This window comes from Pseudomonas sp. Eth.TT006 (assembly GCF_054456575.1).
Genome location: NZ_JBTJEN010000009.1, coordinates 262,737 through 285,524 on the forward strand (window position 1 = coordinate 262,737; position 22,788 = coordinate 285,524).

Annotated in this window: 18 protein-coding genes; 12 read left to right on the forward strand and 6 right to left on the reverse strand. The window is 60.4% G+C overall.

Annotation, left to right across the window (positions count from 1 at the left end):
* Positions 1-33: 33 nt before the first annotated feature.
* Genes ACXR0M_RS16870 through pncA form a run of 3 tightly spaced genes read left to right on the forward strand, consistent with a single transcriptional unit; the run spans position 34 to position 1,942 of the window.
* A complete protein-coding gene (locus ACXR0M_RS16870; protein ID WP_458832934.1) occupies positions 34-510 on the forward strand; it encodes an RNA polymerase sigma factor in 477 nt (158 codons plus the stop codon).
* Positions 507-1,265, forward strand: a complete 759-nt coding sequence (locus ACXR0M_RS16875) for an anti-sigma factor (RefSeq protein ID WP_458832935.1) — start codon at positions 507-509, stop codon at positions 1,263-1,265. The genes ACXR0M_RS16870 and ACXR0M_RS16875 overlap by 4 nt, the downstream gene beginning before the upstream one ends.
* Positions 1,266-1,315: 50 nt before the next feature.
* A complete protein-coding gene (gene pncA / locus ACXR0M_RS16880) occupies positions 1,316-1,942 on the forward strand; it encodes a bifunctional nicotinamidase/pyrazinamidase (protein WP_458832936.1) in 627 nt (208 codons plus the stop codon).
* Positions 1,943-2,041: 99 nt separating this feature from the next.
* Here pncA and ACXR0M_RS16885 read toward each other — a convergent pair whose 3' ends face one another.
* Positions 2,042-3,343 (reverse strand): ATP-binding protein, encoded by a 1,302-nt coding sequence (locus ACXR0M_RS16885; protein ID WP_458832937.1) that lies wholly within the window; start codon positions 3,341-3,343, stop codon positions 2,042-2,044.
* A gap of 4 nt (positions 3,344-3,347) precedes the next feature.
* On the reverse strand, positions 3,348-4,049 hold the full coding sequence (locus ACXR0M_RS16890; RefSeq protein WP_458832938.1) for a response regulator: 702 nt from the start codon (positions 4,047-4,049) through the stop codon (positions 3,348-3,350).
* Between the two features lie 277 nt (positions 4,050-4,326).
* Between ACXR0M_RS16890 and ACXR0M_RS16895 the strand changes: the two genes are divergently transcribed.
* The 4 genes from ACXR0M_RS16895 (at position 4,327) to ACXR0M_RS16910 (ending at position 9,999) form a co-directional block, all read left to right on the forward strand.
* Positions 4,327-5,484 (forward strand): efflux RND transporter periplasmic adaptor subunit, encoded by a 1,158-nt coding sequence (locus ACXR0M_RS16895; RefSeq protein WP_458832939.1) that lies wholly within the window; start codon positions 4,327-4,329, stop codon positions 5,482-5,484.
* A 15-nt stretch (positions 5,485-5,499) separates the two neighbouring features.
* Positions 5,500-8,598 (forward strand): multidrug efflux RND transporter permease subunit, encoded by a 3,099-nt coding sequence (locus tag ACXR0M_RS16900; protein ID WP_458832940.1) that lies wholly within the window; start codon positions 5,500-5,502, stop codon positions 8,596-8,598.
* 151 nt (positions 8,599-8,749) lie between these two features.
* On the forward strand, positions 8,750-9,391 hold the full coding sequence (locus ACXR0M_RS16905; protein WP_458832941.1) for a DUF1345 domain-containing protein: 642 nt from the start codon (positions 8,750-8,752) through the stop codon (positions 9,389-9,391).
* A 158-nt stretch (positions 9,392-9,549) separates the two neighbouring features.
* Positions 9,550-9,999 carry a hypothetical protein gene (locus ACXR0M_RS16910; RefSeq protein ID WP_458832942.1) on the forward strand — a complete coding sequence of 150 codons (450 nt, stop codon included), beginning with the start codon at positions 9,550-9,552 and terminating at the stop codon, positions 9,997-9,999.
* A 57-nt stretch (positions 10,000-10,056) separates the two neighbouring features.
* On the opposite strand, the gene ACXR0M_RS16915 is transcribed toward ACXR0M_RS16910, so the two are convergent.
* From ACXR0M_RS16915 to ACXR0M_RS16925, 3 genes are all read right to left on the reverse strand, one after another.
* Positions 10,057-12,504, reverse strand: a complete 2,448-nt coding sequence (locus ACXR0M_RS16915) for an autotransporter outer membrane beta-barrel domain-containing protein (RefSeq protein WP_458832943.1) — start codon at positions 12,502-12,504, stop codon at positions 10,057-10,059.
* 253 nt (positions 12,505-12,757) lie between these two features.
* A complete protein-coding gene (locus ACXR0M_RS16920; protein WP_458832944.1) occupies positions 12,758-14,884 on the reverse strand; it encodes a hypothetical protein in 2,127 nt (708 codons plus the stop codon).
* A gap of 154 nt (positions 14,885-15,038) precedes the next feature.
* Positions 15,039-15,839: a hypothetical protein gene (locus ACXR0M_RS16925; protein ID WP_458832945.1), complete on the reverse strand. Its 801-nt coding sequence runs from the start codon at positions 15,837-15,839 to the stop codon at positions 15,039-15,041.
* A gap of 240 nt (positions 15,840-16,079) precedes the next feature.
* Between ACXR0M_RS16925 and ACXR0M_RS16930 the strand changes: the two genes are divergently transcribed.
* The 5 genes from ACXR0M_RS16930 (at position 16,080) to ACXR0M_RS16950 (ending at position 21,454) form a co-directional block, all read left to right on the forward strand.
* Positions 16,080-17,108, forward strand: a complete 1,029-nt coding sequence (locus ACXR0M_RS16930; protein ID WP_458832946.1) for a LacI family DNA-binding transcriptional regulator — start codon at positions 16,080-16,082, stop codon at positions 17,106-17,108.
* Positions 17,109-17,287: 179 nt separating this feature from the next.
* On the forward strand, positions 17,288-18,070 hold the full coding sequence (locus ACXR0M_RS16935) for a sugar phosphate isomerase/epimerase family protein (RefSeq protein WP_458832947.1): 783 nt from the start codon (positions 17,288-17,290) through the stop codon (positions 18,068-18,070).
* Positions 18,063-19,121, forward strand: a complete 1,059-nt coding sequence (locus tag ACXR0M_RS16940) for a sugar kinase (RefSeq protein WP_458832948.1) — start codon at positions 18,063-18,065, stop codon at positions 19,119-19,121. Before ACXR0M_RS16935 ends, ACXR0M_RS16940 begins: the two co-directional genes overlap by 8 nt.
* Before the next feature lie 43 nt (positions 19,122-19,164).
* Positions 19,165-20,463: an MFS transporter gene (locus ACXR0M_RS16945; RefSeq protein WP_207849447.1), complete on the forward strand. Its 1,299-nt coding sequence runs from the start codon at positions 19,165-19,167 to the stop codon at positions 20,461-20,463.
* A gap of 13 nt (positions 20,464-20,476) precedes the next feature.
* Positions 20,477-21,454, forward strand: coding sequence for a 2-hydroxyacid dehydrogenase (locus ACXR0M_RS16950; protein WP_458832949.1), 978 nt, complete (start codon positions 20,477-20,479; stop codon positions 21,452-21,454).
* A gap of 143 nt (positions 21,455-21,597) precedes the next feature.
* Here the strand turns inward: ACXR0M_RS16950 and ACXR0M_RS16955 are convergent, their stop codons facing one another.
* On the reverse strand, positions 21,598-22,785 hold the full coding sequence (locus ACXR0M_RS16955) for a pyridoxal phosphate-dependent aminotransferase (RefSeq protein ID WP_458832950.1): 1,188 nt from the start codon (positions 22,783-22,785) through the stop codon (positions 21,598-21,600).
* Positions 22,786-22,788: the final 3 nt, after the last annotated feature.

Consider the following 22,788-nt stretch of genomic DNA (forward strand, 5'->3'; position numbering starts at 1 on the left):
TTCAGAGCAGAACTCGGACAGCATCTGGCGCGCTTGTGGCGTTACGGCCTGCTGCTGTCGCGCAATCGGCACGTGGCCGAGGATCTGGTGCAGGCCACCTGTGTGCGGGCGCTGGAGCGTGCCGGTCAATACGTGGCCGGCACGCGCATGGACCGCTGGCTGCTGAGCATTCTGCATTCGATCTGGCTCAACGAAGTGCGCGCGCGCCGGGTTCGTCAGGGCGCCGGTCAGGTCGATGCCGACAGCCAATTGGCGTTCGATGGCGAATACGCCGCGCAAACGCATGTCATGGCCGCGCAGGTGATTCGCCGGGTCGATGCCTTGCCCGAAGCCCAGCGCGAAACCGTGTACCTGGCGTATGTCGAAGGCTTGTCCTACCGCGAAGTCGCCGAAATCCTGCAAGTGCCAATCGGCACGGTGATGAGCCGCCTGGCCACCGCGCGCCTGAAACTTGCGGAATATCCGCCCCTGCAAGCCGTGCCGAAATCCACCGGAGGTGACCAACCATGAACAAACCCTCCGACGAACAACTGACGGCCTACCTCGATGGCGAGCTGGATCCGGCCTATCGCGACCAGCTCGACAACGCGATCGGCGACGACCCGCTGCTCAGTCTGCGCGTGCAATGGCTCGACCGCAGCAGCCTGCCGTACAAGCAAGCTTATGACGAACTGGCGCAACAGGCGCCGCTGGAGCGTTTGCAGGCCCGCCTCGATGCCATCGCCGCACCCGAGCGCCCCGGCCTGAGCCGACGCTGGTTTATCGGCGCAGCCGCCGCAGGTCTGCTGGCCGGCGGCGTGTTGGCCGACCGCCTGTTCCTCGCCTGGCAAACGCAGCAAGCGCATGACTGGCGAGCGCTGGTGGGCGACTACATGGCGCTCTATGTGCCGCAGACCCTCGATCACCTGCCAAATGACGAAGCCAGTCAACGTGCGCAACTGCGTACGGTGGATGTGCGCCTGGGGCTTAACCTGTCGCCTGCGCTGGTGAAATTGCCGGGCGCCGAATTCAAACGCGCGCAAATGCTCGAGTACGACGGCGTGCCGATTGCGCAGCTGACCTATCTCGATGCGAAACACGGGCCGCTGGCCCTGTGCGTCACCCGCTCCAACCGCGGCAGCCGGCCATTGGCTCACGAACGCCGACACGAGATGAACGTGGTGTACTGGACCGAAGGTGAACATGCCTGGATGCTGATCGGGCACAACCCGGCGCCGGCCCTGGAAGACCTGGCCAGACACTTGATCGACAAATTGCGCGCCTGAACCCCGCAGGCCCTATGCTGAGCGGGTGATTATCCAAGGAGGACACACCGATGCAGATTTCCCCGCGCACTGCCCTGCTGGTCATTGACGTGCAGAACGACTTTATCCCCGGCGGCCAGTTGGCGGTGCCCGAAGGCGATCTGATCGTGCCGTTGATCAATCGCCTCGGCGGCCTGTTCAATCAAGTGGTGATTGCTCAGGACTGGCACCCCGCCGGCCATGCGTCGTTTGCCGCTAGCCATCCGGGACGCCAGCCGTATGAGGTGATTCAGTTGCCCTACGGCGAGCAGGTGCTCTGGCCGCAGCACTGTGTGCAAGGCACGGTTGGCGCCGAATTCCACCCGGATCTGACGCTGCCGCACGCGCAACTGATCATCCGCAAGGGCTGCAATCCGCAGATCGACAGTTACTCGGCGTTTCTCGAAGCCGACCGCCGCACCACCACCGGGTTGAGCGGTTACCTGAAAGAGCGCGGGATCGACACGGTGCACATGGTCGGCCTGGCGCTGGATTTCTGCGTAATGTTTTCCGCACTGGATGCGCGCGCGGCGGGGTTCAATACGTTTGTGGTGCTGGATGCCTGTCGCGCCATTGACCGGGATGGATCTCTGGCGACGGCGACGGCGCGGATGCAAACGGCCGGGGTCGGCCTGATCCAGTCAAACCAGTTGCTCTGAACCCCTGTAGGAGCTGCGGCACGCTGCGATCTTTTGACTTTGATTTTAAAAAACAAGATCAAAAGATCGCAGCGTGCCGCAGCTCCTACAGGTTTTGGGTCAGGCAGGGGTTGGCAACCACAACCTGAACCGCGCCCCACCCAATGGCGAAGACTCCACAGTCAGCGTCCCGCCCTGCGCCTCCAGCGCCCGGCGGCTGATCGCCAGGCCCAGGCCAAAGCCACCGGTAGCACGGTCGCGGCTGCGGTCGAGGCGATAGAACGGCTCGAAAATCCGCTCGCGCTCGTCATCCGGGATGCCGATGCCATCGTCGTCGACCCAGATCGCGCAACCATCGGGGCTGACCTGTACGCCAATCTGAATGCGCTTTTCGCAATAGCGCATGGCATTGCGCAACAGGTTCTGGATCGCTCGGGCGGTCAGGCGCGGGTCCAGTGCAAAACGTTCGAGCTGACCGTGCAGCAACACATCGATGACGATGTCCGGCGAATCGAGTTCTTCATCGACGCTGCCCAGAATGCTGTCGATGAATTCGTCCAGCGACACCTCGACCTGCTCCGGCAACTGCGCCGGGTTCTGCAGGCGGCTGTAGGACAACAACTCCAGCACCAACTCGTCCAGTTCGCGAATGTGCGCGACCAAGCCTTGCAAGCGCTCGCGACTGGCCGGTGGCAGATCATCGGACAGCGCCAGGGCCAGGCCGAAATCCAGACGCGTCAGCGGCGTACGCAATTCGTGGGACACCGCGTTGAGCAGGTCGCGCTGCTGGTTGAGCAGGTTCTCGATGTCGCCAGCCATCGCATCGAAAACATTGGCCAGACTGCCGATGCTGGAGCTGGCCGGGATTTGCGTGCGCTCGTTCAAATGGCCCTTGCCGAAACGCTCCGCGGTGCCTTTGAGGCGTTCCAGATCGCGCCAGTGCGGGCGGATCCACAGCAGCAGGCAGGCGAGCATGCTCGCACCGATCAGCACGTTGATGCTCCAGTACAACAGATTGACGTCCATCGGGTCCGGCGGCACCACCATCTGTACCGCGACGTCATCGTTCAGCGGTGTCACCGCCAAAGTGCGCCAGCCCCAGTCGCCAATGCGCACCACGTTCTCGCCACGGCGCAAACGCGCCTGTTCGGCGGCGGTGAATTCGGCACTGTCGATGCGCGCCAGGACGATGTGCAGCGGCTGGAAGTCCTTGTCCATCGACTGCGCCAGTGTCGGCCATTGATCATGCGGCACCGCGTGAAACTGCCGGGTGATCAGCGATTGCAGGCCACGGGAATAATCGAGGTTATAGGTGATGAAGCGCTCGCGGAACGCCATGATTACCAGGTCCGGCACCAGATAGATCGCCGCGCTGTAGGAGACGATCGTCACCAGATACAGGCGAAACAGGATTCTGAACATCAGCTCAGCATTCCCACTCGGAGCGGCTGAACAGGTATCCCTTGCCCCACACCGTTTTGATCTTGCGCGCCTCGCCGGCGTGATCGTCGAACTTGCGCCGCAACTTGGAGATCGCCACGTCCACCGAACGGTCGGTGCCGTTGAACTCGATGCCGCGCAGGCGCTGCAGGATCTGATCGCGGCTCAGCACTTCACCGGCGTGCCGCGCCAGCACCACCAGCAAATTGTATTCACCGCTGGACAGCTCCACCGGTTGCTCGCGCCAGGTCACGGTGCGCTCCGACAGGTCGATGCACAGATTGCCCATGACGATGCGGTCACTGACGGTCAGCGGTTCGCCGAGGCTGCTGCGCCGGAGCAAGGTCCGCACCCGCGCCAGCAGCACCCGTGGCTCGCAGGGTTTGGTGACGTAATCGTCGGCACCCATTTCCAGGCCCAGCACCTGATCGTGGCTGTCGTCACGGGCGGTGAGCATCAGGATCGGCAGCGTCGCCGAATCCGCGCGCAGCAGACGGCAGACCTGCAGACCGTCGAGGCCGGGCAGCATCAGGTCGAGGATCACCAGGTCCGGCGGATTGATCCGCGCCCGTTCACGCACATGGTCGCCACGCCCGATGACGCTGACGGAATAGCCGTTGCGCTCCAGGTAGCTGGAAATCAGTTCGGCGAGGGCGGTGTCGTCTTCGACCAGGAGGATGTTGGGCATGGGGGTGTTCCAGATATTGCTGTGGTGGATGTCAGGCCCTCTTCGCGAGCAAGCCCGCTCCCACAGTAGTGTTGCGTCGATCACAAAACTACTGTGGGAGCGGGCTTGCTCGCGAAAGCGCTCTAACCGTCACAAAAGAATTCAAGGCGTAAAGGATATACGCCCTCACCCGTCCCTGAGTAAAACCCTTACACAATTTCACACAGCGCCTACAAAGCTTCACCGCTACCCTCGGCGTCTGGCCGTAGGATGCGGGCTTCAATATTGGGGGTAGTACATGTCGAAACATCTGCTGGCCGGGCTCGGCCTGATCGCGATCACACTGTCGTTGAGTGCCTGTGATTCGTCCTCGAAAGCAGAAGAGGAAGCACCGCCGGCCACCGTGCGCGTCGAAACCCTCGAAGCCCGCCCCCTGACCATCAGCAGCGAACTGAGCGGACGCATCGCCGCGCCACGCATTGCCGAAGTGCGTGCGCGGGTGGCCGGTGTGGTGCTGCAACGCACTTATCGCGAAGGCAGCGACGTGAAAAAGGGCGACGTGCTGTTCCGCATCGACCCGGCACCGTTCAAGGCTGACCTGGACAGCGCCGAAGCTGCGCTGCGCAAGGCCGAGGCCAACGCGTTCCAGGCGAAGTTGCAGGAGCAGCGTTACGCGCAGTTGATCGATGACCAGGCCATCAGCGGCCAGGACTACGACAATGCCCGCGCCAACGCCCGGCAAACCGCCGCCGACGTGGCGGCGAACAAGGCCGCAGTCGAACGAGCGAAACTGAATCTCGGTTACGCCACCGTTACCGCGCCGATTTCCGGACGCATCGGGCGTGCATTGGTCACCGAAGGCGCGCTGGTCGGGCAGAACGAAACCACGCCGCTGGCGCTGATTCAGCAGCTCAACCCTATTCACGCCGACCTTACCCAATCGACCCGTGAACTGAACGAACTGCGTCGCGCCTTCCGTTCCGGGCAACTGCAGGAAGTCGGTCAGGACCAGGTCAAGGCCACATTGATTCAGGATGACGGCAGCCTTTACCCACTGCCGGGCAAATTGCTGTTCAGCGACATCACCGTCGACCCGGGCACCGGCCAGATCATTCTGCGCAGCGAGTTTCCCAATCCGGACCTCGACCTGCTGCCGGGCAGCTTCATCCGTGTACGCCTCGAGCAAGCGGTCATCCAGCATGGCATCACCGTGCCGCAACGCGCGGTGCAGCGTGACAGCGCCGGTATTGCGCAAGTGCTGACCGTCGACGAGCAAATGCGTGTGGCCCTGCAGCCGGTGCAATTGGGCGCGGTGCAGAACGATCGCTGGATCGTCACCGGCGGCCTCAAGCCCGGCGACCGCGTTGTCATCGAAGGCCTGCAGCACGCCCGTCCCGGCGAAACCGTGCAGATCGACGACACCCCTCTTCCACTTGCCCAGACCTCTGGTCAGTAAGCAGGACGCTTTTCCATGCCACAGTTCTTTATTGATCGCCCGGTGTTCGCCTGGGTTGTCGCCTTGTTCATCCTGTTGGCCGGAGCGCTGGCCATCCCGCAATTGCCGGTGGCGCAGTACCCAGACGTCGCGCCGCCGCAGATCGAAATCTACGCCGTTTACCCCGGCGCCTCGGCGCAGACCATCGATGAAAGCGTGGTCAGCCTGATCGAGGAAGAGCTCAACGGCGCCGATCACTTGCTGTATTTCGAATCGCAGAGCAGCCTCGGCAGCGCGACGATCAAGGCCACCTTTCAGCCGGGCACCAACCCGGAGCTGGCACAGGTCGACGTGCAGAACCGCCTCAAGGTGGTCGAGTCGCGCCTGCCGCAAGCGGTCAACCAGCAAGGTTTGCAGGTGGAGAAAGTCTCCGCCGGTTTCCTGTTGCTGATCACCCTGACCTCCAGCGACGGCAAACTCGATGACGTGGCGCTCAGTGATTATCTGGCGCGCAACGTAATGAACGAGATCAAGCGCATCGACGGTGTCGGCAAGGCGCAGCTGTATGGCGCCGAACGGGCGATGCGGATCTGGATCGATCCGCAGAAGCTGATCGGCTTCAACCTGACCCCGGCGGACGTCAACGCCGCCATCGTCGCGCAAAACGCTCAGGTCTCTGCCGGCAGCATCGGCGATTTGCCGAATCCGTCCAGACAGGAAATCACTGCGACGATTCTGGTCAAGGGACAACTGTCGACCCCGGAAGAATTCGCCGACATCGTGCTCAAGGCCAATCCTGACGGTTCCTCGGTGCGCATAAAGGATGTTGCGCGGGTCGAAATCGGCAGCCAGGAATACCAGTTCGGCACCCGTTTGAACGGCAAACCGTCGACCGCTGTGGGCGTGCAACTGGCGCCAGGGGCCAATGCCCTGGCGACCGCCACATTGATCCGGGCGAAGATGGACGAGCTGTCGCGCTACTTCCCGGCCGGCGTCGAATACAAGATTCCCTACGACACCTCGCCATTCGTGAAGGTCTCGATCACCAAGGTCGTGTACACCCTCGGCGAAGCGATGCTGCTGGTGTTTGCGGTGATGTTCCTGTTTCTGCAGAACATCCGCTATACGCTGATCCCGACGCTGGTGGTTCCGGTCGCGCTGATGGGCACCTTCGCCACCATGCTGGCGCTGGGGTTCTCGATCAACGTGCTGACCATGTTCGGCATGGTGCTGGCCATCGGTATTCTGGTGGATGACGCCATCGTCGTGGTGGAGAACGTCGAACGGATCATGGCCACCGAGGGTCTGTCGCCCAAGGAAGCGACGCGCAAGGCGATGCAGCAAATCACCGGAGCAATCATCGGCATCACCCTGGTGCTGGTGGCGGTGTTTATCCCGATGGCGTTCATGCAAGGCTCGGTCGGGGTGATCTACCAACAGTTCTCGCTGTCGATGGCCACTTCGATCCTGTTCTCGGCATTCCTTGCGCTGACCCTGACTCCGGCACTGTGCGCAACGCTGCTCAAGCCGATCGCCAAGGGTGAGCATCATGAGAAGACCGGATTCTTTGGCTGGTTCAACCGTCGCTTCGAAAACCTGACGGATCGCTACGAAGGCTGGGTCGGCTATGCATTGAAACGTACCGGGCGCTATCTGCTGATCTACGGCGTGCTGCTGGTGGGTTTGGGCCTGTGCTTTGCACGCCTGCCCTCCTCGTTCCTGCCGGTGGAAGATCAGGGTTACACCATCACCGACATTCAATTGCCGCCGGGCGCGAGCAAGAATCGTACGGTGCAGGTGGTCGAGCAGATCGAAGCGCATAACGCCAGCGAACCGGGAGTGGGCGACAGCACGGTGATTCTCGGCTTCAGCTTCTCAGGCAGCGGGCAGAACGCCGCACTGGCTTTCACCACACTCAAGGACTGGTCGCATCGCAGCAGCGACGACTCGGCCAGCTCGATTGCCGACCGCGCCAACATCGCCCTGAGCCAGATCAAGGACGCCGTGGCATTCGCCGTGCTGCCACCACCGGTGGACGGTCTTGGCACATCGAGTGGCTTCGAGTTCCGTCTGCAGGACCGCGGCGGCCTCGGCCACGCCACGTTGATGCAGGCGCGTACCGAGTTGCTTGCGGCGGCGGAAAAAAGCCCGGTGCTGATGAACGTGCGCGAAAGCGCGCTGGCCGAAGCACCGCAAGTGCAGCTGGAAGTCGACCGTAAACAGGCCAACGCCCTGGGGGTGTCGTTCGCTGACATCGGCAGCGTACTGTCCACCGCCATCGGTTCTTCATACGTCAACGACTTCCCCAATCAGGGACGAATGCAACGCGTTGTTGTGCAGGCCGAAGGTGATCGTCGCAGTCAGGTCGATGACTTGCTGAAAATGCACGTGCGGAACGACGCCGGAAAAATGGTGCCGCTGTCGGCATTCGTCCGGGCCACCTGGACTCAGGGCCCGGCGCAGCTGACTCGCTACAACGGTTACCCGGCGATCTCGATTTCCGGCGAACCGAAACCCGGCCACAGCACCGGCGAAGCCATGGCGGAAATCGAACGGCTGGTGGCGCAGGGGCCGAAAGGCCTGGGTCAGGAATGGACCGGGCTGTCATTGCAGGAACGCCTGTCCGGCAGTCAGGCGCCGATTTTGCTCGGTCTGTCGCTGCTGATCGTGTTCCTGTGTCTGGCGGCGTTGTACGAAAGCTGGTCGATTCCGACTTCCGTGCTGCTGGTGGTGCCACTCGGGGTACTCGGCGCGGTATTGGCGGTGACCCTGCGCGGTATGCCCAACGACGTGTTCTTCAAGGTCGGGCTGATCACCATCATTGGCCTGTCGGCGAAGAACGCGATCCTGATCATCGAGTTCGCCAAGAGCCTGTATGACGAAGGCCATGACCTGATCGATGCGACGTTGCAGGCAGCGCGCCTGCGTCTGCGGCCGATTGTCATGACTTCGCTGGCGTTCATCCTCGGCGTGGTGCCCTTGGCCATCGCCACAGGAGCAAGCTCGGCGAGTCAGCAGGCGATTGGCACCGGGGTGATCGGCGGGATGATCACCGCGACGCTGGCGGTGATCTTTGTGCCGGTGTTCTTTGTGGTGGTGATGAAGCTCGTACAGCGCTTCACCCAATCTCAATGATGTCGATGAACCCAATGTAGGAGCTGCCGCAGGCTGCGATCTTTTGATCTTATAAAAGATCGTCCGAACGCGGCCCGAGCCTGCGGCAGCTCCTACAAAAGCATGTTCGCGTGCGCTAAGGTGCAGTGATTGTCCTTCACTGTGAGTCCCCATGCGTTTCCTCGCCCGTACCCACCCGCGCCTGTCCGCCGCCGCCCTGCTCGGCCTGGCCACCGCCCTGCTCGTCCCGGCCCATTCCGTCGTCAGCAAAATCCTCATCGGCTGGAACGCCGGCGTCTGGACCTACCTGGTCCTGATGTTCTGGCTGGCCACTCGGGCCAAGGCCCCGGACGTCAAGCGCATCGCTGAAATCGAAGACGAAAACGCCGGGCTGGTGCTGTTTGTCGTGTGCATCGCAGCACTGGCCAGCCTCGCCACCATCACTGTCGAACTGGCCGGCAGCAAGGATCTGGAAACCACCAGCAAGCTCATTCACTATGGTTTTACCGCCGCGACCGTCATCGGTTCATGGTTGTTGATCGGGGTAATCTTCTGCGTCCACTACGCGCGCCTGTTTTACACCTGGGACGGCAAGGAGCCAGCGCTGCGCTTTGCCGAAGGGCTGACCACGCCCAACTACTGGGACTTTCTGTACTTCTCGTTCACCATCGGCGTTGCCGTACAGACCGCAGATGTTGGCGTGGCCACGCGGGAGATCCGCAAGATCGTGCTGGCGCAGTCGTTGATCGGGTTCGTGTTCAATACGGCGATTCTGGGTTTCTCGATCAACATTGCTGCCGGATTGTTTGGCTGATAGCTGGCGTCAGTGGCTATCCGCTCACAGACTTCAAGGGCTGTAACCTGTCAAGTCTGACAGTATACAGCTCGCCTGAATCGCGCTTTTATGATGCATCCAGAGTTAGGGCCTAATGGCCTTTGGATACTTCCCCAAAGTGAACGGAGATCCAATTCATGAACGCTGTGATCAGACAGATAAGTTTTGCCCCAGGTAATTTTGTGACCGCAAAAGTCTTCGCCAACAGTGGAGACGCTGTCGCGGACTTCATTGCCTCTTCCCGCCTGATTGACAACCTGAAGGTCGGCCCTGACAAAATCGACGCGGTACAGATCACCGCCATCGATCGGCCACCTTCGGCAACGAAAGCCAAAACCTACGCGGCGCGCGAACTTACCCTGATCGTCCCCAAAGGTTTCCCGATCGGGAAACATGCCTTGACCAGCAGCTCTGACGTAGCCGTCAGCTATAAAGACGGCACTGCGATCAGTGAAGGCATTTCAGGTGACATCGAGATCAAACCTGCGAGCGATCAAAAGAATGTCGCGGCCGCTTTCAATGTGACGCTTGAGAACGCCGATGGCACTACCTTCCAGTTGAAGGGAGATTTTCAAGTCTTGAAGTGATGCAGCCCCAGGCACAAAAAAGGGAAGCCAACGCTTCCCTTTTCTGTTTCCGTTCCCTCAGAACTTGTAATGCGCCCCCATGTTCACGCCGAAGTCCTTGGTGACGTTGTCGCCCTTGCTGGTGTCCAGTTCCCCGTGCAGCTGCCAGCGGTCATTCAGGGTCCAGGATGCGCCGGCAGCCACTTCGAAGCGCGTGCCGGAAAGATCATTGTTGAACTTGTTGTCGTTGACCCGCACTTCGTTGGTTTTGACGAACTCATGAACGGCAGCCACCCGCACGTGGGGTTGCAGGATGCTGCCATCCGCCAGTTTCAACCCGCGCCCTACGGTCACGCCCGCCTTGCCCAGCATTGAACGCGTGGTATCGGCGTCAACACGCAGATCATTGTCCAGACGGAAGCCCTTGCCTTGAGCCGACGCCGCCTGCCATTGAGTGAACGGTTCGATGTAATAGCCATCCGCGAAATCAATATGTTTGCCCAATTCCACCGACGCACTGGCGCCCAGGTTGTTGTAGCTGCCTTTCGCTTTAGTGTTATCACTCAGCATCACGTCGGCCTTGTTGCGAAAGTGATTGAGCTTGGCCACCGTGTCCAGATAGTACCCCCTGTCACCCAGCCAAGTGCCGTAGAGACCGAATGAGGTGCTGCCGATTTTCCCGGAGCTGCCACGACTCAAGTCCAGATCGGAGTTGCTGATACCGGCAAACACACCGACCAGTACACGCTCGCCCGCAATCTGGACCGGGGTGTCGACGCCCATCGACACACCATACTGCCGTTGGCTGTAACCGTTGCCGTACGCGTTGTTGCTGATGCTATACCGGCTGCCGAAAGAGCGGATCCAGCCACCCGTTTGCCCGCCAATTACCCGCAAATCACCCATGCGATTGTTCAACAGAACCATTTCGCCGTAGCTCACTGTCGGGGTTGTACCGGCAATGGCCAATGCTGCGCGAGTCGGTGTGCTGACAACCGTCTTGTCCGGTTGCAGGAACCAGTCATCCCCCTCCTTGACCAGTCGATAAGTGTATGCGCCTACATCGACATGGTTGTTCACCAGGCCGTACTGCGCACCTGACGCAACGCTTTGCACCACTTTGATTGACGAGTCATTGACCGGATCAAGACCGGAACTGGTGACCAGCAACTGATGGTTGCCGGAAGCACTGCTCGTGACATTGAGCAGATCGCTGAGGCCCTGATTGAAATCAGTGCCCATCCGGAACGTACCGTTGCCCGAAAGGTTGGCGACGTTCAATCGAAAGTATTGCCGAGGAGTGCCAAAACCTACCGTGCCGCCATTGCCCAGTGACAGATTGTTCACCGATTGGCTGCCAGTCATCTGCCATAGCGCTTGATTGTTGATCGCAAAATTGGCGACATTGTTCACCTGGCCGGTGAGCGTGGCAGCGTTGTTCAGCGTCAGACTCGAAGCACTATTGGCAGAAGCGTTGACGTCACCGTTCATGACGCTCTGATTGTTGATCGTCACCGTGGCGACGTTGTCCAGATTGCCGGTCAGGGTCGAGCCGTTGTCGAGCGCCACGCTCGAAGCACCGAACACATTGCCGGTCATGCGCGCCTGATTGTTCAACACCGCGGTCGTGACGTTTTGCAGATCACCGGTCAGCGACGCATTGTTCTGCAACGTGACATTCGCGGAACTGCCCGAAACCACCGTGACGTTGCCGGTCAAATCACTGTTGTCGACGAGGAATCCGGCCGAAGCACCTTGCCGGACTTCAAGCAATGTGTTGTTCCCGGCGACCAACGTCGAACGGTTGCGCACTTCGATGTCTGCCACTGTCGGGAAATTCGGCGCGTTGATGCCGACCACCAGTGCCGAGCCGGTCTGGCCTTCAACACGAGTGCCATCCAGGACTATTTTGGTCGGGATAACGGCAGTTACCTGAGTGTCAGTACCCACCGTCACGCCGTTAAGACCGCCAGTGATCGTACTGCCGGTGGCCGACAGTGAACCTTCCAGCATCCTGATCCCGAAGCTGTTGGCGCCAGTGCCTTCGGCAGTGGAATTTTGCAGACTGATGACGCTGAATCGGTTGCCCGCAATGCCGCCCGTCAAGCCTCGAACGACAGAACCATTACGCAGCGACACGCTTGAACCACCTACGCTGGCGGGATTGCGTACTGCCGAGATGCCGGTGCCAGCGGCGCTGTTAACCGTTGAGTTGTCCAGGGTTGCACTGGCGTTAGTCAGAAAAATCCCCGAGCCTGCTGCGGCGCTGACATTGGAGCCGGTCAGATTGATCAAGCCACCGGCAGAACTGGTCATTGCCAGTGTCGTGGCATTGGTAGCATTCAGGATGGCGTTGTTTTGAAGTTGCCAGGCTTGCAATGGCGTCGTGCCGTCAATGGGAAGCGTGGTACCCGCTGGTACAACAGCTGCCTGGGTCAGCGGTGAACTCATCAATAGAGGCAGCAGGGTCAGGATTCCCAAGCTGATCGAGGTTTTTTGAAACGGGGTGTGCAATTTGGGCGACATGGTTGAGTCCTACTCGATTACATTCCGTGAGGAACGAGCGTCCGACTCAAAACAAGTTGCGAGCCGGAACTGAAGCGGCCGCCAGACTACGGATTACTTTCCGAGGGTTATGTAGGACTAATCTTCATCTTCGTACGATTTATCCCCTTGTCTCGTAAGAGCACCGTATCTGACTTCGATTCCTACGATGGGGGCGGTATTGACTGCCGCCCCCATCGCAGGAAACTTCACTCGAAGTACTGTTGATGCACGATCAAGGACGGTTCTGTTCGCAATACACCAGGCTTGAGTTCAAGAGCGCGACAGCGACGATGACCGACGCTGTAATGCCGTTGACCACATACTCGATGTACGCATACTGAGTCGCCGGGCGCAGACCAGGGCCGGGGCTTGGTAACTGGATCGGACGGACATTGGCGTACGGTACGCTAAACTCCAGAGGGCCCGTTGCAGGCATCGGTCTGGAATCTGTGAATGGCGTGCCGGGTATCACCGCCCCGCCAGCTCCGTTGGTTACCCGTCCCTCAAATTTGAACGCAACCGTTGCGGCTGTCGGGATGTTGACATCCCGCTCGACCCTGATTCGCAGTCTGCGTGTAGCCTCATACGGCGGCATTGGTCCGTTCGCGACAGCCGGGTGATCCAGACTCGGGCAGTTGATGGACGTCGCCAGACGCTCTGGAACCACGGTCCCGGTGGCGGTTCTGAACGCCGAAACGACAATCTTCGGTGCCGGCAGATTGATCACAACCGCTGTCACGTTGACCCGCGTGACAGGTGTCTGCGTCATCGGGTTTGCACTGCCGGGGTAGGAGACAACGATGTAGGCCTCGCGGGCGGTAGCGCCGGTGCCGTTCCCTTCTGCCAGAATCGTGGCCCAGGGAAGTGTCGTGGTGACCGTGGTCGCGCCAACCGGCACGCCCACAGGCGTACCCACTTGTTTGCCCTGATAGAAGAACGTGACGATCTCTCGACCGGTAATCGGCCGGTCGGCCTCCGTCCACAAGTTCCAGATCATGGTTGCATCAAGACCGGCCTGCGCCGGGCCAAGCGTATTTGGCGCAGGTACAGGTGTACCGCCACCCTGAACAGCCACCGCGGCGATATTGATGTTTTCCGGATCAGGAAGGTTCGGCTGCTCCGGCCCGGCGTATGAAAAGTCGACTGTGCCAAATTTTTGCGGCGTGGAAACCGGATTCACGGGAATTGTCGGGCGAATCAATTCGTACCAGTACTCGAACTGCTCTTCGGTATCCCGGTTAGGATCGCCGAAGACCACCGCCCAAAAGGCGTAATCAATCACAAATTTCAGCGGCCCCGGAGTGCCTGGCGCTGGAATTTCCTGTTCCGGCAAATCATAGACATTGCCGTTCGAATCCATGATATGCGGCAAGATCCGATCTTTCTCCAGCGAATGGAGCGGGAAATCGATCTCCATTACGACTGCATTTGGATCAGGTCTGAATGACGCGAACGTAATGGGCGTCTGACCGTTGGTACCGGTAACCGGAATCCTTGGAACACCCAGCACCGGCGCCGGTGCGCTGACGCGATTGAACAGCAGCGTGATGGCCGAGTTATTGCTGATATTGCCTGGGGCATCCTTCAGGTTGTAGGAGTAAAAATACGGGCCATCCTTCAACGCTCGCAGTACGGTCAGTGGAATATTGAAAACGCCATCAGCCGGTACCGGGGCATCTGCAATAACAGCGCCCTCCCCTTGCATGCCAGTGAATGTCGTGAGCAGGGAGGCGTAGAAGTTGAACCGATCAAGGCCTGGTTCGAAATTTGCCCAGCCCGTTGGAAGAGTGAAGTTATAGCCGCCAGCGTTGGCAGGGTCGTTCAACCAGGCGTCATCGATGACGATTGGCAAACCTGTCAGGTTGATCAGCGGCGGCCGATTGCCGGTGCCATTGCCGGTGCCGGGTTGTCGCTGACATGGAGCGGTCAGATCGACCAAGAAATCCAGAGCCGACTGGGAGGTGTCGGCGTTATCAAATTCGTCATAGATAATGAACGCAGCGCCGTACTTATTGTAGGCACCCGCAGCATGGAATTTGTCTACCAGTAAAGCGATAGCTGCGCCGATCAGGTCAAAATTCACTGGAAAGGTCCAGTCGCCGCCTGGCTGATCCGCTTTCAACAATTCCATGACCACATATGTAGGGTCAAACTCTATCGGCGTGTACCCTTCTGGATATACCAGTAACTGGATCCTGTGGGCCCCACTAGGCGTTTTGTCATCAACGTCGGCCAACTGAAAGGTCACCTTGCGATCAACTTTCAGTTGTTGATACGTCAGTCGACCATCTGGCAATTGGTCCACAATCGTTGGCGGCAACGCCAGAGCACCACCACCCGTTTTAACCTGCATATTCATGTTCGTGAACTCCATCGATGTGTGTGTTGTTGAACCATCAACGTTGTTTCCCAATGAAGAATTTCGCGACTGCAGGCTGCCTGTTCCCGGGATCGACGTTTTGCCAACGTTTTGTTGCTTTCTTGCTTTTTACGGTTTGCATGAACTATTTGACTCAAGGCCCACAGGGCGATGTCCCCGGTCTGCGCCTGTCGATCTTTACGATTTCCATGTGAGACTTGGCCTGCACTACCCCCTTGCGAAAAAGGGTATAAATGCAACTCGAAGACCCATATTCGATAGGTTTGATGTGTTGAGCGTACAGAGGGCTTTCGAGCTTGAAGTCAAACCCCACGGTAGATGTAACATCTTGTTCCGTCAGGTTTTTGCGCAAAAGCAATGCTGTCCCCTCAATAACTCCCACGCCGTTGAGCGACTCGAATCCTTCCCACTTCAGCTCGCACTCGTCACCGACGAGGAACCTCCCAGGCTGAGCCGGCACCCGCACGACCACGACCTCCCAGATCGCAGGTTTTGTACTGCAGATGAGGTACCCCCAAAATGTCGCATTGGGGAAAACCACCTCCTTCAGATCCACCGGAACCTGCCGTTGAAGGATGAACGACTGTGGTATCGAATCGTCGTGATTGCCGTTGTCTCCCATGGTTACCCGGTACCTCAATGTGAGGCTGCCTACCTGCTGCAAGTACTGCGCAGGAAGGTGGATCGAGGTCGGAAACGCCACGGGCACAGGAAAGGATCTGATATAAAAAAGCGTCTCGGAAGTTGCCCCCGGTTCGCGTATCCAGATCTCCAGCAAGTCGCTGTTACCCCGGATCACTGAAGGGGCCGGCCAGGGCGGAATACGCAATGTCACACCATTGAGGTAGGCATCCGCCGGGAGGACCCCATCGGCACCGACCCAGTCTATGGTCAGCGGCAGAGCAAATATTCCGATGCTTTTGTTGGTACTCACACCCTGCTCTCCCGTGCCCGTAAGTCGTCTTGTCTCGAGAGAAATTAAACGCAGTATTTACCGATCCGCCTACTGTCAGATCTGACAGGGGAAGCGACCGTTGGTCGGAAGAGCGAGGTCAGTTGGTCACATTCAAGGGGCTTGCGGGGTTGACGTCATACCGGATAATGATGTTATCTGAAACCGGTTTCAGCCTTGCCGCGCTGATCCGAATAAATCCAATAAAAAGGCTATTCAACCGTGAACGATTTCTCCGCCGCCCAGCGCAGCCGCGTGACCATGCTTGACGTCGCCGAACATGCTGGCGTGTCCAAGGCCAGCGTTTCGCGCTTTATCGGCGATGACCGCGCCCTGCTTTCCGATGCCATTGCGCAGCGCATCGAGCAAGCCATCGCCGAGCTTGGCTACCGTCCCAACCAAATGGCCCGTGGTCTGAAACGTGGTCGCACGCGCCTGATCGGCATGCTGGTGGCCGATATCCGCAACCCTTATTCAATTGCCGTGATGCACGGAGTGGAAACCGCTTGCCGTGCGCACGGTTACAGCCTGGTGGTATGCAATACCGACCGCGACGATGAGCAGGAACGCCAGCACCTGGCGCTGTTGCGCTCGTACAACATCGAAGGGCTGATCGTGAACACCCTGGGCCATCACCGCGACGAGTTGCACGAACTGCACCGGGAAATGCCGTTGGTGCTGGTGGATCGCAAGGTCGATGGCCTCGACAGCGACATGGTCGGGTTGAACAACCCGCAGGCGGTCGAGATGGCGCTGGCTCACCTTGAACAGCGTGGCTATCGCGATGTGTTGCTGGTGACCGAACCCTATGACGGCACCAGTTCGCGTATCGAGCGCGTGCGCAGTTTTCAGACGCAGATTGCCCGGCGTTCCGGTATCACCGGGGCGGTGCTGGAAACCGGCGCTGAACTGGCAACTCAACTCCAGAACTTTTTAAAACAACCGGCGAACGGGCCGAAAGCGCTGTTCTGCGCCAACGGCGTGGCCGCACTGGCGTGCACCCTCGCCTTGCGCGAAATCGGCTGCCGCTTGTTCGAGGATGTCGGGCTGATTGCCCTGGATGACCTGGACTGGTATCCGCTGGTAGGCAACGGGATTACCGCCCTCGCCCAGCCGACGGCCGAGATCGGCGCGCGAGCGTTCGAGTGTCTGCTCAAGCGTTTGCGTGGGGAGGGCGAGGCGGTGCGCAGGCTGGATTTTGCGCCGGTGCTGGTCGAGCGGGGGTCTACCCGTGGGTTTGGCGGTGTCTGATCTGACGCCTTCGCGGGCAAGCCCGCTCCCACAGGGTTTTGCGCTGTACAGGCAATCTGGCAAACACCCCCAGGCCCCTGTGGGAGCTGGCTTGCCAGCGAAGAGGCCCTGAAACAGAACACAGAATCACTTGATATTTTTTTGCTCAAAAATGAAACCGGTTTCAGAGGTAGATAACAATGAATAAACCCGCCGTTTCCATCAGCCTGTCCAGCTACGGTGCCGACCTGGTACGTCAGCGCGGACAGGACTTCTTCATCGATGTGCTGGCTGCCGCCGGCGCCGATCGCATCGAATGGCGTGAGGAATTGCTGACCCGCGAGGTGCCTGAACAACTGCAGGCCGCGACTCAGGCGCAGGGCCTGCAAAGCATTTACTCATCGCCCACCGAACTGTGGCTGGCCGGGCAGGCGCAGCCCAACCCGGAGCTGATCACCGCCCTGCAACAGGCCGAAGCCTTCGGTTCGAAATGGCTGAAGGTGTCCCTTGGTTACTTCACCGACAACTGCGATCTGCAATCGCTGCAACAACGCCTGAAGCACAGCCCGGTGCATTTGCTGGTGGAGAATGATCAGACCCTGCACGGCGGGCGCATCGAGCCGTTTCAGCGGTTTTTCGCTGCCGTCGAGCAGCATAACCTGCCGATCAAAATGACCTTTGACATCGGCAACTGGCAGTGGCAGGACCAGTCCGCCGCCAGCGCCGCTCGTGCGCTCGGGCGGCATGTCGGTTATGTGCATTGCAAAGCCGTGGCGCGGCGTGCCGACGGCAAACTGGTTGCCGTGCCGCCGGCGCTGAGCGACCTGCATGTGTGGGAACAACTGCTGCGGCACATGGCCCAAGGCGTTATGCGCGCCGCCGAATATCCATTGCAGGGCGAGGATCTGGTGGCGCTGACCACCGAACATGTCGCCGCCCTCGCCCGCCTCGGCCAATCGCGCCTGGAGCCTGCCCATGTCTGAGATCGATATTCTGTCATTTGGCGAAACCATGGCGATGCTGGTTGCCGAGCAAACCGGTGATCTGGCCGCGGTCGAACACTTTCACAAGCGCATTGCCGGCGCCGACAGCAACGTGGCGATCGGCCTGTCGCGCCTGGGTTTCAATGTGGCGTGGCTGAGCCGGGTCGGTAACGATTCGCTTGGGCGTTTTGTGGTCGAGAGCCTGATCAAGGAAGGTCTGGATTGCAGCCATGTCGCGGTCGATACCCAGCACCCGACCGGTTTCCAGTTCAAATCCCGTAACGACGATGGCAGCGACCCGCAGGTCGAGTATTTCCGCCGCGGTTCGGCGGCCAGTCATCTGTCGCCACAGTCGATCAGTGCCAACCTGCTGAGCGCCCGTCACCTGCACGCCACCGGGATTCCACCGGCGCTGTCGGCCACCGCGCGCGAGTTGTCCTTCGAACTGATGACCCGCATGCGCCAGGCCGGGCGCAGCGTGTCGTTCGACCCCAACCTGCGCCCGAGCCTGTGGGCCAGCGAGCAGGAGATGATCCGCGAAATCAACCGCCTCGCCGCCCTCGCCCATTGGGTGTTGCCGGGGTTGAGCGAAGGCCGCTTGCTCACCGGGTTTGACGACCCGGCGGACATTGCCGGGTTTTATCTCGATCAGGGCGCCGAAGCTGTGGCAATCAAGCTCGGGCCGCAAGGCGCGTATTACCGCACCCATCTGGACCAGGGGTTTGTTGCCGGCGTGCCGGTGGCCAACGTGGTCGATACCGTCGGCGCCGGTGACGGCTTTGCCGTCGGCATGATCAGCGCCCTGCTCGAACAGCAAAGCTTTGCCGAGGCGGTGCAACGCGCGAACTGGATTGGCAGTCGGGCGGTGCAGAGTCGCGGGGATATGGAGGGGTTGCCGAGCCGCTCCGAACTGATCGCTGAATTTGAAACCGCCATCGCTGGCAAGCCAGCTCCCACAGGGTCTAGCGGTGGAAACACAAACTTCGAACTGTCAGAGATACCTGTGGGAGCTGGCTTGCCAGCGATGAGGCCCACCCAGACAACCCATTAATTGAACCTGCTGCGACAAAAACAACAAGCTCAGGAGCAAGACCATGAAAACTGCAACCCTCGCCGCCCGCCGCTGGTGGTACATCATGCCCATCGTGTTCATCACCTACAGCCTGGCGTATCTGGATCGCGCCAATTACGGCTTCGCTGCCGCGTCTGGCATGGCCGCCGACCTGATGATCACGCCGGGCCTGTCATCGCTGCTCGGCGCCCTGTTCTTCCTCGGCTACTTTTTCTTCCAGGTGCCCGGAGCGATCTACGCGCAGAAACACAGCGTGAAGAAGCTGATTTTCTTTAGTCTGATCCTCTGGGGCGGGCTCGCCACGTTGACCGGCGTGGTCTCCAACGCCTACTGGCTGATCGTGATTCGCTTCATGCTCGGCGTGGTCGAAGCGGCCGTGATGCCGGCGATGCTGGTCTATCTGTGCCACTGGTTCACCCGTGCCGAACGCTCGCGGGCCAACACCTTTCTGATTCTCGGCAACCCGGTGACCATGCTGTGGATGTCGGTGGTCTCGGGCTATCTGGTGCAGCACTTCAGCTGGCGCTGGATGTTCATCATCGAAGGCTTGCCGGCGGTGCTCTGGGCCTTTATCTGGTGGAAACTGGCCGATGATCGTCCGGCCCAGGCCAAGTGGCTGAGCGAACAGGAAAAGCACGATCTGGAAAGTGCGCTCGCCGCCGAACAGGTCGGGATCAAAGCGGTGAAGAACTACGCCGAGGCGTTCCGTTCGCCGAAGGTGATCATTCTGGCCCTGCAGTTTTTCTGCTGGAGCATCGGCGTTTACGGCTTTGTGCTGTGGCTGCCATCGATCCTCAAGGCCGGCGCGCAAATGGACATGATCGAAGCCGGCTGGCTCTCGGCGCTGCCGTATCTGGCGGCGGTGATCGGCATGCTCGCGGTCTCGTGGGGCTCGGACAAACTGCAGAAACGCAAACGCTTCGTCTGGCCGCCGCTGCTGATCGCCTCCATCGCGTTCTACGGCTCCTACGCTTTGGGCGCCGAGCATTTCTGGTGGTCGTACACGTTGCTGGTGATCGCCGGCGCCTGCATGTACGCGCCTTACGGGCCGTTCTTCGCCATCGTTCCGGAGATCCTCCCGGCCAACGTTGCCGGTGGCGCCATGGCGCTGATCAACAGCATGGGCGCGCTGGGCTCGTTCGGCGGCTCGTACCTGGTCGGTTACCTGAACAGTTCCACCGGTTCGCCCGGAGCCTCGTACCTGCTGATGAGCGGCGCACTGATGCTCTCGGTGGTGCTGACGATTTTTCTCAAGCCCGGCGCCAGTGACCGCGTCGTGGCCAAAGCCGCTGCCACGCGTCCCGTGCCGGCGCATTCCTGAAGAGAGGCTGCCCATGAAAAAGCAAGTCGTGCTGTACAAGAAACTCTCGCCGGCGCTGATGACGCGCCTGCAGCAACACTGTGACGTGACGCTGATCGAAAGCCTCGATGCCGACGGCCTGATGAAACTGCGCGACGCCCTGCCCGGCGCCCACGGTCTGCTCGGCGCCAGCCTGAAACTCGACGCCGCGTTGCTCGACCTCGCGCCGCAGTTGCAAGCGATTGCCAGCGTCTCGGTGGGCGTCGACAACTACGACATCGACTATCTGACCCAGCGCCGGATCCTGCTCAGCAACACCCCGGACGTGCTCACCGAAACCACCGCCGACACCGGTTTCGCGTTGATCCTCGCCACCGCCCGACGTGTGGTGGAACTGGCGAACATGGTGCGCAGCGGCCAGTGGCACCGCAACATTGGCCCGGCGCATTTCGGCACCGACGTGCACGGCAAGACCCTGGGCATCATCGGCATGGGACGGATTGGTGAGGCGTTGGCCCAGCGCGGGCATTTCGGTTTCGGCATGCCAGTGCTTTATCACAGTCAGTCGCGCAAACCGGCGGTCGAGGCGCGTTTCGATGCGCAGTACCGCAGTCTTGACGCGCTGCTGCAAGAGGCCGATTTCATCTGCCTGACCTTGCCACTGACTGCGCAGACCGAAGGCCTGATCGGCGCCGAGCAGTTCGCGCTGATGCGCCCGGAAAGCATCTTCATCAATATCTCGCGGGGCAAGGTGGTGGATGAAGCGGCGCTGATCGACGCGCTGCGCCATCAGCGAATTCGTGCGGCGGGGCTGGATGTGTTCGAGCGCGAGCCGCTGAATCATGACTCGCCGTTGTTGCAGCTCAGCAATGTGGTGGCGACCCCGCACATGGGCTCTGCGACGCATGAGACCCGTGAGGCGATGGCGCGCTGTGCGGTGGATAATCTGCTGGCGGCGTTGGCTGGGGAGAAGCCGGTGAATCTGGTGAATCCGGCGGCTTGGCAGGGCTGAAAAAAATCATCGACTGACAGTCCGTCTTCGCGAGCAAGCCCGCTCCCACAGGGTCCGGTGTATACAGAAAATTCTGGTACAACCCAATCCACTGTGGGAGCGGGCTTGCTCGCGAAGGGGCCAGCTCAAACGACACAAAACCCTCAGGCACTCCGCGCCTGTAATAGCTGCACCGCACACAACGCAATCCGCCCGCAGGCATCCGCCAGCTTCACCCGGTCCAGCACCAGCCCGATGCGAATATGCCCCGCCGCACTTGGCCCGAACGCCTCGCCGGCCAGCACCGACACCCCATAACCTTCGAGCAAGCGCTCGGCAAACGCCTGCGCGCCGTAGCCGGTCTGGCGCACATCGACCATCACGAACATCCCGCCATCCGGACGGATCGGCTGTAACCCCGGACAACCGCGCAAGCGCTCGCACACCAGGTCACGACGCAAGCGGTATTCCTCGCGCATCTGCGTGACTTCCGGGAGATCGCTTTCCAGCGCCACTTGCGCCGCTTTCTGCACAAAGTCCGGCAAGCCAAACAGCATGCTCAGCGACAGGTTCACCAGATGCTCGGCCAGCGCTTTCGGACCAATCGACCAGCCGATGCGCCAGCCGGTCATGGCATGGGATTTCGACAGGCTGTTGATGGTCGCGGTGCGTTCGGCCATGCCCGGCAGGCTCGCCGGGCTGACATGCTCGCCCTCGTACAGCAGATCGCTGTAGACCTCATCGCTGATCAGCCATAAATCGTGACGCAGGCAAAGCGCCGCCAGCTCTTGCCAGATCAACAGCGAAAGGCTCGCACCTGAAGGATTGTTGGGGCTGTTGAGCAACAGCGCGCGGGTGTTCGGGGTGATGCGTGCGGCGACGTCGGCCGGGTCCACGCGAAAGCCGTTCTCCGGTCTCACCGGCACCGGCACCACCGTCGCGCCGCAGGCACCGAACACGCCTTCATAGGTCACGTACATCGGCTCGGCGACGATCACTTCATCGCCCGGATCCAGCAGGCATTGCGCCACCGAATACACCGCACATTGCGCGCCGGGCAGCACGATCACATGCTCGGCATCCACCACCTGACCGCTGCGCCGCTGGTGGCGCGCGGCGATCAGCTTGCGCAGCGCCAGCCGGCCACGCACTTCGGAATAATGCGTATCGCCGGCCAGCAGGCTGTCGATGGCGCCATGCACAATCGGCAGCGGCGTGTCGAAATCCGGATCGCCCACGCTGAGCAGCAGAACATCGACCCCCTCGGCACGCAACGCCAGCGCCCGGTCATGAATCTGCCAGGCGGCAGCGCCCTCCCCGGCGATGCGTTGGGTCAAGGCTGAATAGCGCATGCA

What these genes read in the sequence shown, in the direction of transcription:
- ACXR0M_RS16875 (WP_458832935.1), top strand. Translation starts at nt 507, where the DNA reads ATGAACAAACCCTCCGACGAACAACTGACGGCCTACCTCGATGGCGAG.
- pncA (WP_458832936.1), top strand. Translation starts at nt 1,316, where the DNA reads ATGCAGATTTCCCCGCGCACTGCCCTGCTGGTCATTGACGTGCAGAAC.
- ACXR0M_RS16885 (WP_458832937.1), bottom strand. Translation starts at nt 3,343, where the DNA reads ATGTTCAGAATCCTGTTTCGCCTGTATCTGGTGACGATCGTCTCCTAC.
- ACXR0M_RS16890 (WP_458832938.1), bottom strand. Translation starts at nt 4,049, where the DNA reads ATGCCCAACATCCTCCTGGTCGAAGACGACACCGCCCTCGCCGAACTG.
- ACXR0M_RS16895 (WP_458832939.1), top strand. Translation starts at nt 4,327, where the DNA reads ATGTCGAAACATCTGCTGGCCGGGCTCGGCCTGATCGCGATCACACTG.
- ACXR0M_RS16900 (WP_458832940.1), top strand. Translation starts at nt 5,500, where the DNA reads ATGCCACAGTTCTTTATTGATCGCCCGGTGTTCGCCTGGGTTGTCGCC.
- ACXR0M_RS16905 (WP_458832941.1), top strand. Translation starts at nt 8,750, where the DNA reads ATGCGTTTCCTCGCCCGTACCCACCCGCGCCTGTCCGCCGCCGCCCTG.
- ACXR0M_RS16910 (WP_458832942.1), top strand. Translation starts at nt 9,550, where the DNA reads ATGAACGCTGTGATCAGACAGATAAGTTTTGCCCCAGGTAATTTTGTG.
- ACXR0M_RS16915 (WP_458832943.1), bottom strand. Translation starts at nt 12,504, where the DNA reads ATGTCGCCCAAATTGCACACCCCGTTTCAAAAAACCTCGATCAGCTTG.
- ACXR0M_RS16920 (WP_458832944.1), bottom strand. Translation starts at nt 14,884, where the DNA reads ATGAATATGCAGGTTAAAACGGGTGGTGGTGCTCTGGCGTTGCCGCCA.
- ACXR0M_RS16935 (WP_458832947.1), top strand. Translation starts at nt 17,288, where the DNA reads ATGAATAAACCCGCCGTTTCCATCAGCCTGTCCAGCTACGGTGCCGAC.
- ACXR0M_RS16940 (WP_458832948.1), top strand. Translation starts at nt 18,063, where the DNA reads ATGTCTGAGATCGATATTCTGTCATTTGGCGAAACCATGGCGATGCTG.
- ACXR0M_RS16945 (WP_207849447.1), top strand. Translation starts at nt 19,165, where the DNA reads ATGAAAACTGCAACCCTCGCCGCCCGCCGCTGGTGGTACATCATGCCC.
- ACXR0M_RS16950 (WP_458832949.1), top strand. Translation starts at nt 20,477, where the DNA reads ATGAAAAAGCAAGTCGTGCTGTACAAGAAACTCTCGCCGGCGCTGATG.
- ACXR0M_RS16955 (WP_458832950.1), bottom strand. Translation starts at nt 22,785, where the DNA reads ATGCGCTATTCAGCCTTGACCCAACGCATCGCCGGGGAGGGCGCTGCC.